This is a genomic window from Variovorax humicola (assembly GCF_037889915.1).
Classification (GTDB): Bacteria; Pseudomonadota; Gammaproteobacteria; order Burkholderiales; family Burkholderiaceae_C; genus Variovorax; species Variovorax humicola.
Genome location: NZ_JBBKZV010000002.1, coordinates 190413 through 206458 on the forward strand (window position 1 = coordinate 190413; position 16046 = coordinate 206458).

The following is a 16046-nucleotide window of genomic DNA, read 5'->3' on the forward strand; positions in this document are numbered from 1 at the left end:
GCCAAGGCGTTGATTTGTAAGGAAAAATGCACAGCTCGAGAGGCTGTCTCGCAAGGGGGCGATGATAACGTGCGACTGATGAGTGATATGCCCCGTTCGCCCGCCGGTTCAACCACCTTTCGCCGCTGGACCGTGCTGTGGGGCGCGACCGCGCTGTCGCTTGGCCTGGCGGGCTGCAGCAGCGTGCTCCATTCGACGGAACGGGCCGAGCCGTATGCCAACAACGAAATCATCCAGTCCAGCGCCAACCGCATCGCGAACCTGGCCCTGCGCGACAACCTGCAGTCGATCCGACGGGTGCAGTTGTCGCTCTACCGCCGCAACCCGCGCGAGTGGCGCAAGTGGGCGCAGAGTCCGGAGGACGCCATCCAGCGCACCTGGGAAACGATCATGCAGGGCACGCCGCTGCCCGAATTGCGTGGCGCCACCGGCATCGACGCCATCCGCATGGCCTTCGAGACCAGCCCGCAGGGCTACCAGGGCGACCGCGTGGCCGCATTGGCGGTCGGCTGGGCGAGCATGCTCAAGGAAGCCAACGGCAACACCTGGGACCAGACCATGATCGACGGCGTCAATGCCGAGAACAGCTATCGCGCGGCGCGCAACGTGGAGATCTCGCTCTGGCTCATCTCCTCGAAAACCGGCCCGGACGGCCAGCCGTTGCTGCTGTCCACCGAGATCAGCGACCGCGGCCGCAATCTGGTGGCGGACCGCGAGTTGTCGAAGGTCGTTGCGCGGCTCGACCTGATGGCCGCGCAGGCCGACGAAAAATACCGGCGCGCGGCACTGGACTTCGGCCAGAACTTCGTGCTGGGGAGCCTGACGCCGTTCCTGGCCATGATCAAGCCGTGATTTCCGCAAGACCCGGCACCTAAAATGCTTCGCGCTTTCTCCCCTCCACTCTTCCCGGGCACCACGACATGAGCTCCATCAATTTCATCGGCGGCGAAAAAGGCGGCGTCGGCAAATCGGTTACGGCGCGGGTGCTCGCGCAGTACTTCATCGATCGCAGCCGGCCTTTCGTGGGCTTCGACACCGACCGTTCGCACAGTTCCTTCACGCGCTTCTACGAGGGCTTTGCCTCGCCGGTGGTGGTGGACAGCTTCGAGGGGCTCGACACCGTCGTGAACGGCTTCGAGACCCAACCGCAGCAAAGCGTGATCGTCGACCTGGCCGCGCAGACGCTGGCGCCGCTGTCCAGTTGGATCAAGGAATCGGACCTGTTCGACGTGTTCAAGGAACTCGGCGTCGCCGTGAACTTCTGGCACGTGCTCGACGATGGCCGCGATTCCACCGACCTGCTCGGCAAGCTGATCGACACCTTCGGAACACAGCCGAACTACATCGTGGTGCAGAACTACGGTCGCGGCAGCGATTTCGGCATGCTGCTCGGCTCGCAAGCACTGGCCAAGGCGACTGCGGCCGGCGCCCACGTCATCGCCATGCCGCGCCTGCACGAAACCAGCATGCGCAAGATCGACGCGCAGAACACCAGCTTCTGGAAGGCCGTGAACGACAAGGCCGGGCCGAATGCGCTCGGCCTGCTCGAGCGCCAGCGCGTCAAGACCTGGCTGGCAACGGCGTACGCCGCTTTCGACACGCTGCCGCTTTGATTTCTTTGCTTTTGAATCGTCCCATCGATCGTCAATCGCACGTACCTTGTTTAGCGATGAGACGGTTTTCTCGGCCGCTCTTATACGGTGAAATGCATCTCACGGCCCTCCGGAGGCTTCGTCTTTGGGCATCGCGGCGACAAGCTGAGCCGCCGCTTTGCGCTCCTCGCCACTGGTCCTGATGGGCGCAGCCCTCGTCTATGCCTTTGTTGGTGGCGGCAAGACGACAGTTGAAGCGAGGCCGTGATAGCTGGCGACCTGACTCTTCAAAAAGGCGCGCCTGCTGCTGATGCTGCATCAGGCGTCACCGCGCAGGACGTACTTGAGCGCGCGTACGATCCCGTGGATGACGCCCACGGCTCTCGCGGATGGCAAGCCGCGGCGCGGCAGGATGTTTTGGTCGTTCGCCACCAAGCGGCTGGCCGCCTGGGTGGTCGCCAACACCACCGGTGAGACTCGCCTGCGCGCCAGCCCGTGTCGGACTACTTGGCTGAAACCGACGGTCCGAAAAACCAGCGCGACGCGGCGCTGGCCAATGGCGCCAGGCTTATGGCCGAGCTGGTCGGCGCACCATCAGCACGATCAGCAGCAGCCCGAACACACCGAACGCGACGAAGGACCAGTTGGCGATCGACAAGCCGAGGAAGGTCCAGTCGACCTTGGAGCAATCGCCGCTGCCCTTGAAGATCATCGGCAGCGCGCGTTGCAACGGAAAGGTCTCGATCATCCCGTAGATGTCGCGGCCACAGCTGATGAATTCGGGCGGATGCCATTGCAGCCAGCTCTGGCGTGCAGCGGTAAATCCTCCGCCCACGGCCGCCAGCAGCGCCAGGAGTGCGGCCGGCACTTGCAAGGCCTTGCGGCCCGTGGCCGCGGCCACGGCGGCGAACACGGCAACCAGCACCAGCGCATAGCGCTGCACCACGCACATCGGGCAAGGTTCGAGTCCCACCACGTGCTGCAAGTACATGCCGAAAGCAAGCATGCCGATGCAGGCGATGCAGATAAGCGCGAAAGCGCGGCGCGGTGCGCCGAAATACCAATCTATCAAGGAGAAACCCAGTCTTCTACGAACACCCTGGCCTTGCGCGGCTGGGCAACAACGGTGTCGCCCTCGTGCAAGCCCAGGTCACGGAACTGTTGCGCAGGGAGTTGCGCTTCGATGATGGTTCCGGAGCCCGGATTATCTGGATTCGAATCCGTGGGCTCAAGTTCCAGCCGCGCGATCGGGCCGACGACGATTGCGCGTGTGAGCGTCGCAACGATACCGCTGGCGCCTGGCGTGAAGCGCGAGATGTCGAGGTCGTGCGGCCGGACGTAGGCCAGCGCCTTGCTGTCCTGCACTGCGCTGTGCTCGGGCGCCTGGAGGCGAATACCCTCGACCTGCACTTCGCCCTCGTGCGCGCGACCGTGGAAAAGGTTCACGTCACCAAGGAAGCCATAGACGAACGGGCTGGCCGGGTGATCCCACACGTCCTGCGGCGAGCCGACCTGCTCGATCTGGCCCTTGTTGATGACGACCACGCGGTCGGCCACCTCGAGCGCTTCTTCCTGGTCGTGCGTGACGAAGATCGAGGTGACGTGCAACTCGTCATGCAGACGGCGCAGCCAGCGGCGAAGTTCCTTGCGCACCTTGGCATCGAGCGCGCCGAAGGGCTCGTCGAGCAAGAGCACTTTCGGCTCGACCGCGAGTGCGCGCGCCAATGCGATGCGCTGGCGCTGGCCGCCGGAGAGCTGCGACGGATAGCGGTCGGCCAGCCAGTCGAGTTGCACCAGCTTCAGCAGGTCCATGACTTTCTGCTTGATTTGCGATTCGCCCGGGCGCAGGCTGCGCGGCTTCACTCGCAGACCGAAAGCCACGTTTTCGAACACGCTCATGTGGCGGAACAGCGCGTAGTGCTGGAACACGAAGCCGACGTTGCGCTCGCGCACATGCACGTCGGTGGTGTCCTCTCCGGAGAACAGGATGTTGCCCGTGTCAGCCGTTTCCAGGCCCGCGATGATGCGCAGCAGCGTGGTCTTGCCGCAACCCGAAGGTCCGAGCAGCGCGACCAGTTCGCCCGACTCGATGTCGAGGTTGACGTTGCGCAGCGCCTGGAAATCGCCGAATCGCTTGCTGACGTTTCGAATTTCAATGCTCATGATGTTTCTCTCTGTCTTCAGGCGGTCGGCCGCTCTGGCGGAAGATCCGCAATCGCCTTCATCTCGCGCTCGTGCCGCCACTCGATTACCGACTTGATGACCAGCGTGACCAGCGCCAGGATGGCCAGCAGCGAGGCGCACGCAAAGGCAGCCACCGACTGGTACTCGTTGTAGAGCACTTCGACGTGCAGCGGAATCGTGTTGGTCTGCCCGCGGATATGGCCCGACACCACCGACACCGCGCCGAACTCGCCCATGGCCCGTGCGTTGCAGAGGATGACGCCGTACAGCAGGCCCCACTTGATGTTGGGCAAGGTCACGCGCCAGAAGGTCTGCCAGCCGGTGGCGCCAAGCACGATCGCCGCCTGCTCCTCGTCGCTGCCCTGCGCCTGCATCAGCGGGATCAACTCGCGCGCGATGAACGGGAAGGTCACGAACACGGTGGCCAGCACGATGCCGGGCACCGCGAAGATGATCTTGATGTCGTGATCCGCCAGCCACGGCCCGAACCAGCCCTGCGCGCCGAAGACCAGCACGTAGATCAGGCCCGACACCACGGGCGACACGGCGAACGGCAAGTCGACCAGCGTGGTCAGGAGCGCCTTGCCGCGGAACTCGTACTTGGCGATCGCCCATGCGGCTGCCACGCCGAACACCAGGTTCAACGGCACCGCGATTCCAGCCGTCAACAACGTGAGGCGGATCGCGCTCCACGCATCGGGCTCCTGCAGCGCTTCGAGGTACGCGCCAAAGCCCTTGCGCAGCGCCTCGGCTGCGACGGCGGCGAGTGGCAGCACCAGGAACAACAGCATGAACAGCAGCGCGACCGTGATCAGGGTCCAGCGGACCCATTTCGACTCGGTGGTGCCAGCACTGGCGCGGCGAATGACGTTTGCCGGCGCGCTCATTCGGTAACCTCCATGCTTCGCACTCCGGTGCGGGTGCCTTCGGGCGGCCGGGCGGCACTCATCTGAAAACCTCCGTGCTTCGCACTGCGGTGCCGAGCACCTTCGGGCGGCCGGGCGGCGCTCATCTGAAATCCTCCGTGCTTCGCACTGCGGTGCCGAGCGGCACTCATGCCAGTGCTCCCGACGACCGACGACGCTGCCACGCCTGCAACCCATTGATCACAAGCAGCAGCACGAACGAGAAGATCAGCATCACCAGCGCGACCGCCGTCGCACCCGCGAAGTCGTATTGCTCGAGCTTGCCGATGATGATCAGCGGGGTGATCTCGGACACCATGGGCATGTTGCCCGCGATGAAGATCACCGAACCGTATTCACCGATGGCGCGCGCAAAGGCCATCGCAAAGCCGGTCAGCAGCGCCGGCGTGATCGACGGCAGGATGACCTTGGTGAAAGTCTGGAATCGGGTGGCGCCGAGCGAGGTTGCAGCCTCTTCGAGTTCTTTCTCGGTATCTTCGAGCACCGGCTGCACCGTGCGCACGACGAACGGCAATCCGATGAAGATCAGCGCAATCACGATACCTGCCGGCGTGAATGCGAGCTTGATGCCATGCGGCTCCAGGAACTGGCCGACCCAGCCATTGCCCGCGAGCAGCGCAGTCAGCGAAATGCCGGCCACCGCGGTCGGCAACGCAAAAGGCAAATCAACCAGCGCGTCGACGATGCGCTTGCCCGGAAACTTGTAGCGCACCAGCACCCAGGCCACGAGCAAACCGAACACCAGGTTGATCAACGCCGCAATCAACGAGGCGCCGAAAGTGAGCTGATAGGAATGCGCCACGCGTGGCGCGCTCACCGCTGTCCAGAATTGCTCCCAGGTCAGCGTGAAAGTCTTGAGCACCAGCGCCGACAGCGGCAACAGCACGATCAGGCTCAGGTACAGGATCGTATAGCCGAGCGTGAGATTGAAGCCGGGCAGCACACGACGCGACGCCCTTGGGGCGCCGGCAAGCGAAAGCGGCGCCACCGCGGACGGCAGCGCCGAAGAAACACCACTGCTCATTTACTTCGAGCCAGGTACGTAGAGTTTGTCGAACTGCCCACCGTCATTGAAGTGCACCTTCTGCGCTTCGCTCAGGCTGCCGAACAGTTCCTGCACGGTGAACAGTTGCACCGGCTTGAAGGTCGATGCGTACTTCTTGAGCACCGCTGCCGAACGCGGGCGCAGGGCGTGCTTGGCGGCGATCTCCTGCGCTTCGTCGGAATACAGATAGTCGAGGTAGGCCTTGGCGAGTTCGCCGGTGCCCTTCTTGGCGGTCGTGCGCTCGACGACGGCCACCGGGTTCTCCGCCACGATGCTGATCGACGGATACACCGCATCGACCTTGCCGGCGCCGAACTCGCGGTCGATCGACACGACTTCGGATTCGAACGTGATCAGCGCATCGCCGATGTTGCGCTGCAGGAAGGCCGTGGTCGCATCGCGGCCGCCGCGCGCCAGGATCGGCACGTTCTTGAACAGCTTTCCGACGAACTCGGCCGCCTGCGCGTCGGTGCCGCCCTTCTTCTTCACGTAGCCCCATGCGGCCAGGTAGGCGTATCGCCCGTTGCCGCCGGTCTTCGGGTTGACGATGACGACCTGCACGCCGGGCTTGACCAGGTCGTCCCAGTCCTTGATGCCCTTCGGGTTGCCGTTGCGCACCAGCATCAGCATGGTCGACGTGGTCGGCGCTGCGTTGTCGGGGAAGCGCTTGGCCCAGTCCTTGGCCACGATGCCCTTGTCGGCGAGAAACTCGACGTCGGTCGTGGTGTTCATCGTGACCACGTCGGCGTCGAGGCCGTCGGCCACGGCGCGGGCCTGCGCGCTGGAGCCCGCGTGCGACTGGTCGATCTTCACGTCCTTGCCCGTGGTCTTCTTGTAGTAGGCCACGAAGGCGGTGTTGTAGTCCTTGTAGAACTCGCGGGCCACGTCATACGACACATTGAGCAGCGTGTTGCTCTGTGCGTAGCTGGCGACGCTTGCAAACAGCGCGAGGCTGGCGAGCAGGAACTTGGAATACTGGATCGGAGAAGTCATAAGGATGCGAGAGGTTCAATGGAATCCCGACGCGCCGACCGATGTGCCGGCGTGCCTGTCAGCGACTGCAGCAATGCGAGGCCAAGGGGCCAGTCGCCGTGTCCGGAGTCGATGTTGATGTGGCCTGCATTCTGCATGCGGACGAATTCGCTGCCCCAGGCGCGAGCATAGGCGCCCGCCAGGCGGATCGGGCAAAAAGGATCGTTGCTGCTGGCCACGACGATGCTGCGATAGGGCAACGGCGCGTAAGGAACGGGTGCGAAATCGTGCAGCACCGCCCGGCGCTCCGGATCGGCCGGGGCCACGAGCAAGGCGCCTGCGACACGCTCGACCGCTTCATTGCCCAGATGCGCCGTCGCAATGCACCCAAGGCTGTGCGCGGCAATCACGACCGGCTCGGGGCGCGAAAGAATCAGCTTTTCGAGGCTCCCGACCCAGGCTTTGCGCGTCGGAGCGATCCAGTCGTCCTGCGTTACGCGTTCGGCGCCGCGCAATTGCTCCGCCCACAGGCTTTGCCAGTGGCCGGGGCCGGAATCACGCCAGCCGGGAACGATGATGAGTCTTGAGGTCACTTGGTGGGGTCGGCCCATCGGGAATCGGACCCGCGATTGTCCGGACCTCGCTTCAGATAACAAACGAATATCTGCTTGTATGAATATGGCGAATTAAGCATAAGAAGTCAGTTGGATGACATATACCCTCGGCACAATCGGCGCCTTTGCGGACCGGGTCCGTTACTTTTCTCGCGTCCGCACCGATGTTCGACAAACGTTCTTTTCCCCGCCAGGTCGTCGCATCCGGCGGCAACCGATGGGATTGGGCCCTGCTGCCGCTGGTGCTGGCACTGCTTTTTGCACTCGCGTACGGCGGGTCGCAGATGGCGCGGCCCTACGAGTTGGGCCAGACGCTGCCGATCAGCCTCGACCCGTGGATGCTGCCGTACTACCTGCTGCGCACCACCTTGCGCATGTTCCTGGCGCTGGCGGCATCGCTGGTGTTCAGTTGCGTCTTTGCGGTGGTGGCGACCAAGTACCGCGCGGCCGAGAAGGTGCTGGTACCGCTGCTCGACATCCTGCAGTCGATCCCGATCCTGGGGTTCCTGTCGATCACGGTGACCGGCTTCATCGCCCTCTTCCCTGGCAACCTGCTCGGCGTGGAATGCGCCGCCATCTTCGCGATCTTCACGTCGCAGGCCTGGAACATGGCGTTCAGCCTCTACCAGTCGCTGCGCACGGTGCCGGCCGAACTGCGCGAGGCAGCGCAGGTATTCCAGTTGTCCGGCTGGCAGCGCTTCTGGCGGCTGGAGTTGCCGTTCGCGATGCCGGGGCTGCTGTGGAACATGATGATGTCGATGTCCGGCGGCTGGTTCTTCGTGGTGGCCTCGGAGGCCATCTCGGTGTCGAACCAGAACATCAAGCTGCCGGGCGTCGGCTCGTACATCGCGATGGCGATCGAGGCGCGGGACCTCGGCGCGATCGGCTGGGCCATCGTCGGCATGCTGATCGGCATCACGCTGTATGACCAACTCTTCTTCCGGCCGCTGATCGCCTGGGCCGACAAGTTCAAGTTCGAGGAAGGCAGCAGCGAGGATTCGCCCAACTCCTGGCTGCTGACCTGGCTGCGGCGCACTGACCGGATCAAGCACGCCGTGCATCGCGTGACGGCGTTGCTCGATCGCACGGTGACGCTGTTTCGCAGGGATCACGACGGCACGTCGATCAAGGCTCGCCCGCGCCCGGCGAACGCCACCGCCATGCGCGTGTGGGACGCGATCATTGCCGCGGCGGTACTGATCGCGGTGCTGTGGCTCACGCGCTTCATTCACACCGAAGTCGGCTGGAGCGAGGTCGGGCACGTGTTCCTGCTGGGTTTCTTCACCATGCTGCGGGTGCTGGTGCTGATCGCGCTGGCGGCGCTGGTGTGGGTGCCCATCGGCGTTTGGATCGGCATGAATCCACGCTGGGCCGGGCGGCTGCAGGGCGTGGCGCAATTCATGGCTGCGTTTCCGGCGAACCTGATGTTTCCAGTGGCAGTGCTGTTCATCGTGCGCTGGCACCTGAACCCGAACATCTGGCTGGCGCCGCTGATGGTGCTGGGCACGCAGTGGTACCTGCTCTTCAACGTGATCGCGGGTGCGTCGAGCGTGCCGACCGAACTGCGCTTTGCGGCCCAGAACCTGGGCCTGCGCGGCTGGCTGATGTGGAAGCGTTACCTATTGCCGGCGGTGTTCCCCAGCTTCGTGACGGGCGCGATCACGGCCAGCGGCGGCTCGTGGAACGCAAGCATCGTGGCCGAATACGTGACCTGGGGCGACACCACGCTGAAGGCCGCGGGACTCGGCAGCTACATCGCCGAGATGACGGCCATCGGCGACTTCCCGCGCATTGCGCTGGGCATCGGCGTGATGTGCGTGTTCGTCATGGGCATGAACCATTTCGTCTGGCGCCGGCTCTATGACCTGGCCGAGAACCGGATGCATTTTTGAGGAGCTCTGGATGGCCGAAGGCATTGTTGAACTGAAGGGCGTCGGCAAGTCATTCCGCGCCTCCGACGGCGCTGCGCGGTCGGTGCTCGAGGGCGTGGACCTGCGCCTGGCCGAGGGCGAGATCGTTGCGCTGCTGGGCCAGTCGGGCTCGGGCAAGTCGACCCTGCTGCGCATCCTGGCCGGCCTGATCAGCGTCGATGGCGGCTCGGTGCGCTATCGCGGCCAGCCGCTCTACGGGCCGGCGCGCGGCATTGCGATGGTGTTCCAGTCGTTTGCGCTGTTCCCGTGGCTGACGGTGCAGCAGAACGTCGAACTGGGTCTGGAGGCCCGCGGCGTGGACCCGGCCGAACGCGCACGCCGTGCCGAGGCCGCCATAGAACTCATCGGACTGGCGGGCTTCGAAGGCGCCCTCCCACGCGAGTTGTCGGGCGGCATGCGGCAGCGCGTCGGCATCGCGCGGGCGCTGGTCGTCGAGCCCGAAGTGCTGCTGATGGACGAGGCGTTTTCAGCGCTGGACGTGCTCACCGGCGAACGCCTGCGCGACGACATCCTGCAGCTGTGGGATGGCGGCTCGATGCCGACGAAGGCCATGCTGATCGTCTCGCACAACATCGAGGAAGCGGTGCTCATGGCCGACCGCGTGCTAATCTTCGCGACCGATCCGGGACGTGTGCGCGCCGAATTGCCCATCCACCTGAAGCGCCCGCGCGACGCGGACAGCCTTGAAGTGCGCGCCCTCATCGACGAGGTCTACTCGCTGATGACCCAGACCGCGCCGGTCGGCGGCCCGGCACGCGCCGAACCCACGGTCATCCACCTGACCGACCGCCTGCCCGATGCCGACGTCGGCCGCATGGAAGCGCTGCTCGAAATGCTGGTCGACGATGACCGCGATGGCCGCGCCGACCTGCCGCAACTGGCCGAGGAAGCCGAACTCACCGACCATGAGTTGCTGCCGCTCGCACAGGCGCTGACGCTGCTCGGTTTTGCGCACCTGGCCGATGCGGACCTGCACCTGACCGAACTCGGCCGACGCTACGTTGCGGGCGCCCACACGCTTCGCCAGCAACTGTTCGGCCAGCAACTGCTCGCCCATGTGCCGCTGGCCGCGCACATCCGGCACAGCCTCGAACAGGCGGCCTCCGGCGAATTGCCGGAAGAGCCCTTCCTCGAACTGCTGCGCGAGAGCCTGGATGCGCCCATCGCCGAGCGCGTCCTGCGCACGGCCATCGAATGGGGGCGCTACGGCGAAGCCTTCGAATACGACTTTCACACCGGCCTGATCCACCTTCCGGAGGGAGAGGACGCGGCTTCGGCCGAGGCCGGTTGATGGCAGTCGCTGGCCATCCGGACGGCACTCAGACGACGACCTCGTGCGGCTCGGCGCCGTCGAGGTTCTCGGCAAGGAAGTCGATCAGCTTGCGCACCGCCGGTACCAACGCGCGGCGCGCTGGAAACATGGCGTGGCAGATGCCCGGTGCAGGGCCCCAGCCGGGCAGCACCTCCACCAGTTGGCCGCTGCGGATCTGCGGGCGGCACATGTAATCCGGCAGCACCGAAGCACCCGTTCCCCCGAGCACCGAAAACCGCACCGCCGCCAGGTCGTCGACAACACAGCGCGGCGAGTGCTGGTGCACGTAGACCGCGCCGTTCGGTCCTTCCAGCCGCCAGTTCTCGCGGCCATCGCCATCCGAGGCCATCGCGACCGTGTCGAGCCGCGCCAGGTCCTCGGGCTCGAGGACCGGCCCCTGCCTGCGCAGCAGGTCGACACTCGCGACCAGCAGGCCGCGGCTCACTCCGAAACTCTTCGCCACCAGCGTCGCGCTGTTTTCGATGACGGGCCGCACGCGCAGCGCCAGGTCAACGCCCTCTTCGACCGGATCGACCGGACGGTTCAGCACCATCATCTGCACCCGCACCGCCGGATAGCGACTCATGAAGATCGGCAGCAGCGGCCCCAGGCTGCTCTGTGCCAGCGTGACCGGGCAACTGATGCGGATGGTGCCGCGCGGCTCGGTCTGGATGCGCGCCACCGACTCGGCTGCCGCCTGGGCCTCGTCGCGCATCGCGGCGCAGTGGCGCAGGTACAGCTCGCCGGCCGGCGTCAGCGACAGGCTGCGCGTGCTGCGCTGCAGGAGCTGCACGCCCAATTGCGTCTCCAGCTCCGCCACACGGCGCGACAGGCGCGACTTCGGGATTCCCAGCGCGCGACCCGCAGCTGCGAAACCACCCCGCTCCGCCACCTCGGCGAAATAGACCATGTCGTTGAGGTCTTGCATTGGGATTGTCCTGAATTTGGAACGATGTAGGCCATTTTCAGCTACTTATCAATCAATCGCCACAAATTTAGACTTCTCCCCATGCCGACGCGTTTGCCGGCTCACTTACTGAAAGAGAGCGAAAGATCATGAAACTGCTGCACGTTGATTCCAGTGTTCTGGGCACGAATTCCGTTTCCCGGCTGCTCACGGCCGAAGTGGTCGCCGAATGGCGCAAGTCGCATCCGCAAGCCACCGTCGACTACCTCGACCTGGCCGTGGACACCCCCAACCATTTCACCGCTGACGCCATCGGCATCAAGACCGGCCTGCAAGAGGAGCCGACCGAAGCCCAGCGCTTGGAGAATGCCGTGTCGGAACGCCTGGTGAGCCAGTTCCTCGCCTCGGACGTGATCGTCGTCGGCGCACCGCTCTACAACTTCAGCGTCCCGACGCAACTGAAGGCCTGGATCGACCGCCTCGCGCAGATGGGCCGCACCTTCAAGTACACCGACAAGGGCCCGGTCGGCCTGGCCGGTGGCAAGACGGTGATCGTGGCGTCCAGCCGCGGCGGCTTGTACTCGACCAGCGAAGGCGGCAACGCGATGGAACACCAGGAGAGCTATCTCAAGGTGGTCTTCGGTTTCTTCGGGATCACCGACGTGCGCTTCGTGCGCGCTGAAGGCCTGAGCATGGGCGAAGCAGCCAAGGATGCCGCGCTGGCTTCAGCACGGTCGGATATCCAGATTGCAGTGGGTGCCGCTGCCAATCAGGATCTGGCGGCCATCGCAGCCTGAAACAAGCATAGAGGGCCTGCCCATAGGCCCTTGCCTTCGCGCCCCTGCGCCATCTCCGGCAATCGACTAAAAGCGTCCTCGGGCAATCGGATGCCCGAGGAGCAAGCCAATGAGATTTCTGGTGGTGGGCGCTGGCGCGCTCGGCGGGTATTTTGGGGGGCGGCTGTTGCAGGCCGGACAGGACGTGACCTTCCTGCTGCGGCCGCGTCGTGCGGCGCAACTGGCGGCCAACGGGCTGTGCATCAAGAGCCCCGCGGGCAACGCACGCATCCCCGATCCGCCACATGTCCTGTCCGACGACATCGGCGCACCATTCGATGTGATCATCGTCGCGTGCAAGGCCTACGACCTCGCGCACACCATCGAGTCCTTTGCGGCAGCGGTCGGGCCCGATTCCGTGGTGCTGCCGTTGCTCAACGGCATCCAGCACCTGGACGTCATCTCCGAGCGCTTCGGCAGCGAGCGTGTGCTGGGCGGACTTTGCCTGATCTCCGCAGTGCTCGACGAAGCCGGTAGCGTGCTGCACCTGAACGACATGCACGGCCTCACGTTCGGCGAGCGTGGCGGCGGCCGGTCGGCGCGGGTCGACGCCATCGCAGCAGCCTTTGCGCCGGCCAACTTCACCAGCACCGCGAGCGACAACATCATGCAGGCGATGTGGGAGAAGTGGGTGTTCATCGCCTCGATGGCCGGCATCACGACGCTGATGCGCGCGAGCATCGGCGACATCGTCAGCGCCGGTGCACAAGACATGGCGCTGGCCCTGTTCGAGGAGTGCCGCGCCGTCGCCGCGCACAACGGCTTTGCGCCAAGCGCCGAGGCGGTCGAGCGTGGCCGCGCGATGGTGAGCGCCGCCGGCTCGCCGATCACCGCTTCGATGCTGAAAGACATCGAGCGCGGTGCGCCTACCGAGGCCGACCACATACTTGGCGATCTGCTGAGCCGCGGGCCGCAAGCCGATCCTGGCCCGTCGATGCTGCGCATCGCCTACGCGCACCTGAAGACCTACGAAGCGCGCCGATCTCGCGAAGAAGCCGCACGGGCTGCCTGACGCAGCGCTGCTTCGCCATCGCGTCGGGCTACGAGCATGAGTTTGCGGTCAACGGCGTATTGCTGGTGGCCGGCGGAATCGTCGGCCCGAGGTGGGTGAACCCCGGGAAATCGGTCGCACGGCTTGAGGCGGCGCCATGAGAGGCCAACCTCGAGATATCCCTGTCGCCATCGGCCCGCGCGTATGAAAAGATGGCCTCCGTCGCTTCGCGTCCCAGGAGAAGTCATGCCGCGCATCCGCCCGCAGAAGTTCGTCCATGTTGTCTATCGCACGCGCCGGTTCGAGGCCATGCTTCGCTGGTACGCGACGGTTTTCGATGCCCATGTCCAGCACCAGAATCCGGTGCTGGCCTTCCTGACCTACGACGACGAACACCATCGCTTCGCATTCATCAACCTCGCGGTGCTGCAGCCCGAAGGCACCGAAACCGATCGCACCGGCATCATCGGTGTGGACCATGTTGCCTACACCTACGCGTCGCTCGACGACCTGTTCGAGAACTACGCGCAACTCAAGGAGAAGGGCATTGCGCCTTACTGGTGCATCCACCACGGCGTGACGGTGTCGATGTATTACGCCGACCCGGACGGCAACCAGATGGAGTTCCAGGTCGACGCCTGCGCGAACAACGACGAGGCCAATGCCTTCATGGAAGGCCCGCACTTTGCGGCGAATCCGATCGGCGTCGAGTTCGATCCTGAAGACTGGATCGCCCGCATGCGCGCGGGAACGCCGTCCGCCGAATTCCTGCCGCGCAGGGTGCACTTGCCGGTGTCGCCGGTTCGAGGTTCGGCTGCATGAGCGATGAATTTGTGGACGTGCTGGTGGTTGGTGCGGGACTGTCCGGCATCGGCGCCGGCTACCACCTGCAAACGCTTTGCCCGGACCGCAGCTATGCCATCGTCGAGGCGCGCAACGACCTGGGCGGGACGTGGGACCTGTTCCGCTATCCGGGCGTGCGATCGGATTCCGACATGCACACGCTCGGCTATTCCTTTCGCCAGTGGACCGACCTGAAAGCCATCGCCGCCGGGCCGACCATCCTCAACTACCTGCGCGAGACGGCGCGGGAGTACGGCATCGACCGCAAGATCCGCTTCGGCCATCGGATGCTTCGCGCGGACTGGTCGACACCGGATGCGCAATGGACCGTCGAGGTTCGCCGCGAGACCGATGGCAGCATCGTGAACCTGCGCTGCGGCTTCCTGTTCATGTGCAGCGGGTACTACGACTACGCCGGCGGCTACCAGCCCGACTTTCCGGGGAGGGAGCGCTTCGGCGGGCGCATGGTGCATCCGCAGGAGTGGCCCGAGGACCTGGACTACGAAGGCAGGAAGGTCGTCGTGATCGGCAGCGGCGCGACGGCAGTGACGCTGGTGCCGGCGCTGGCCGGGAAGGCCGCCCACGTGACCATGCTGCAGCGCTCGCCGACGTGGATGGTGGCGCGGCCTTCGGTCGACCCGCTCGACACCAGGCTGCGGCGGCGCCTGCCCTTGCGGATGGCGCTGACGCTGACGCGCTGGAAGAACGTGTTGCTAGGCATGTTCATCTTCCGCCTGTGCAAGCGAAGGCCGCAGCGCATGCGTGAACTCCTGCTGGGCGGCGTGCGCCGGGCGCTCGGACCCCAGGCCGACATCGCCACGCATTTCACGCCACGCTACAACCCGTGGGAGCAGCGCCTGTGCCTGGTGCCCGACGGCGATTTCTTCAAGGCCATCAACACCGGGCGCGCATCCGTGGTCACGGACCACATCGAGTCGTTCACCGAAACCGGTTTGAAGCTGAAGTCCGGCGCCGCGCTGGACGCCGACATCGTCGTCAGCGCCACGGGTCTCAAGCTGGCCATGCTCGGCAACACCGCGCTGTATGTCGACGGCCAGCGCGTGGAACCGGCGCGCACGGTCAACTACAAGGGGCTGATGTACACCGGCGTGCCGAACATGGCCAACACGTTCGGCTACACGAATGCCTCCTGGACGCTGAAGGCCGACCTCACCGCGAAGTACGTCTGCAGGCTGCTCAACCACATGCGAAAGACAGGTGCGCGCCGGTGCATCGTCCCCCCGACGGGACCGGATACACCGCTGATGCCGTGGGTGGATTTTTCTTCTGGCTACTTCCAGCGCGCTGCGGAAATGCTGCCCAAGCAGGGCACTACCAAGCCGTGGAAGCTCAACCAGAACTACATTGCCGACCTGTTCGCGATGCGCTTCGGGGCAGTCGCCGATGGCGTGCTCGAGTTCACCTGATCACTCCGCCGCCGCGCCCTTCAACGGCAGGCTCGGCCGCCACACCTTGTCGATGGTGTCGACAGTGACCGGCTTCGACTCCGAGAGGCGTCCGAAGTGGTCCGTCACGAAACAGGCCCGGTCGATGTACTTGCCCCGGTTCCACTCGGTGACGAAGACAGCGCCAGCCGTGCCGTCCGCATTGCGGCGCACTTCCTCGACATAGGCCACGCGTTCGCTGTTGCCACGGTCCTGGATGTACATGATGACGACGTCACCGGGCTGCACGTCCCTCGGCTCGACATTGCCGCGCCATGCCTTCGGCTGGCCGCGCTGCCGCTTGCCGGTCTTCAGGACGATGTAGTCCAGCGAGTAGCCGTGCTGCTCGATCCATTTCGCGCAATCGCGGTTGAAGTCGAACGCCTCCTCGGCATGCACAGCGGCCGCTGCGCATAACCACAAGGCGGCGATCAACACAGGACGCATG

16 protein-coding genes are annotated in these 16046 nt (G+C 65.0%); 8 read left to right on the forward strand and 8 right to left on the reverse strand.

Annotated elements, in window-relative coordinates; all coding sequences use genetic code 11:
* The first annotated feature begins 78 nt into the window (after positions 1–78).
* Both WKW80_RS04630 and WKW80_RS04635 read left to right on the forward strand, forming a co-directional pair.
* On the forward strand, positions 79–852 hold the full coding sequence (locus tag WKW80_RS04630; RefSeq protein WP_340362374.1) for a hypothetical protein: 774 nt from the start codon (positions 79–81) through the stop codon (positions 850–852).
* 68 nt (positions 853–920) lie between these two features.
* Positions 921–1613: a P-loop NTPase family protein gene (locus WKW80_RS04635; RefSeq protein ID WP_340362375.1), complete on the forward strand. Its 693-nt coding sequence runs from the start codon at positions 921–923 to the stop codon at positions 1611–1613.
* Between the two features lie 547 nt (positions 1614–2160).
* On the opposite strand, the gene WKW80_RS04640 is transcribed toward WKW80_RS04635, so the two are convergent.
* The 6 genes from WKW80_RS04640 to WKW80_RS04665 form a co-directional block, all read right to left on the reverse strand.
* Positions 2161–2664, reverse strand: a complete 504-nt coding sequence (locus tag WKW80_RS04640; protein WP_340362376.1) for a disulfide bond formation protein B — start codon at positions 2662–2664, stop codon at positions 2161–2163.
* Positions 2661–3755: a sulfate/molybdate ABC transporter ATP-binding protein gene (locus tag WKW80_RS04645; RefSeq protein WP_340362377.1), complete on the reverse strand. Its 1095-nt coding sequence runs from the start codon at positions 3753–3755 to the stop codon at positions 2661–2663. The genes WKW80_RS04640 and WKW80_RS04645 overlap by 4 nt, the downstream gene beginning before the upstream one ends.
* A 17-nt stretch (positions 3756–3772) precedes the next feature.
* Positions 3773–4663, reverse strand: a complete 891-nt coding sequence (gene cysW / locus WKW80_RS04650; protein WP_340362378.1) for a sulfate ABC transporter permease subunit CysW — start codon at positions 4661–4663, stop codon at positions 3773–3775.
* Between the two features lie 166 nt (positions 4664–4829).
* A complete protein-coding gene (cysT, locus tag WKW80_RS04655) occupies positions 4830–5726 on the reverse strand; it encodes a sulfate ABC transporter permease subunit CysT (protein WP_340362379.1) in 897 nt (298 codons plus the stop codon).
* Positions 5727–6740 carry a sulfate ABC transporter substrate-binding protein gene (locus WKW80_RS04660; RefSeq protein ID WP_340362380.1) on the reverse strand — a complete coding sequence of 338 codons (1014 nt, stop codon included), beginning with the start codon at positions 6738–6740 and terminating at the stop codon, positions 5727–5729.
* Positions 6737–7330, reverse strand: a complete 594-nt coding sequence (locus tag WKW80_RS04665; RefSeq protein WP_422822849.1) for an RBBP9/YdeN family alpha/beta hydrolase — start codon at positions 7328–7330, stop codon at positions 6737–6739. Before WKW80_RS04665 ends, WKW80_RS04660 begins: the two co-directional genes overlap by 4 nt.
* 167 nt (positions 7331–7497) lie before the next feature.
* Here WKW80_RS04665 and WKW80_RS04670 point away from each other — a divergent pair, with 167 nt between their 5' ends.
* Positions 7498–9225, forward strand: a complete 1728-nt coding sequence (locus tag WKW80_RS04670; protein WP_340362382.1) for an ABC transporter permease — start codon at positions 7498–7500, stop codon at positions 9223–9225.
* Positions 9226–9235: 10 nt separating this feature from the next.
* Positions 9236–10555 (forward strand): ABC transporter ATP-binding protein, encoded by a 1320-nt coding sequence (locus WKW80_RS04675; protein WP_340362383.1) that lies wholly within the window; start codon positions 9236–9238, stop codon positions 10553–10555.
* A gap of 28 nt (positions 10556–10583) precedes the next feature.
* Here the strand turns inward: WKW80_RS04675 and WKW80_RS04680 are convergent, their stop codons facing one another.
* The gene (locus tag WKW80_RS04680; RefSeq protein WP_340362384.1) at positions 10584–11504 is read right to left on the reverse strand and encodes a LysR family transcriptional regulator; all 921 of its coding nucleotides are present in this window, start codon (positions 11502–11504) and stop codon (positions 10584–10586) included.
* Positions 11505–11632: 128 nt separating this feature from the next.
* On the opposite strand from WKW80_RS04680, the gene WKW80_RS04685 reads away from it, so the two are divergent.
* From WKW80_RS04685 to WKW80_RS04700, 4 genes are all read left to right on the forward strand, one after another.
* Positions 11633–12280 (forward strand): FMN-dependent NADH-azoreductase, encoded by a 648-nt coding sequence (locus WKW80_RS04685; RefSeq protein WP_340362385.1) that lies wholly within the window; start codon positions 11633–11635, stop codon positions 12278–12280.
* A 109-nt stretch (positions 12281–12389) separates the two neighbouring features.
* Positions 12390–13331: a 2-dehydropantoate 2-reductase gene (gene panE, locus WKW80_RS04690; RefSeq protein ID WP_340362386.1), complete on the forward strand. Its 942-nt coding sequence runs from the start codon at positions 12390–12392 to the stop codon at positions 13329–13331.
* Between the two features lie 225 nt (positions 13332–13556).
* A complete protein-coding gene (locus WKW80_RS04695) occupies positions 13557–14132 on the forward strand; it encodes a VOC family protein (RefSeq protein ID WP_340362387.1) in 576 nt (191 codons plus the stop codon).
* A complete protein-coding gene (locus WKW80_RS04700) occupies positions 14129–15580 on the forward strand; it encodes a flavin-containing monooxygenase (protein ID WP_340362388.1) in 1452 nt (483 codons plus the stop codon). The genes WKW80_RS04695 and WKW80_RS04700 overlap by 4 nt, the downstream gene beginning before the upstream one ends.
* On the opposite strand, the gene WKW80_RS04705 is transcribed toward WKW80_RS04700, so the two are convergent.
* Complete coding sequence (locus tag WKW80_RS04705; protein WP_340362389.1) at positions 15581–16045, reverse strand: hypothetical protein; 465 nt, start codon at positions 16043–16045, stop codon at positions 15581–15583.
* Between the last annotated feature and the right edge of the window lies 1 nt (position 16046).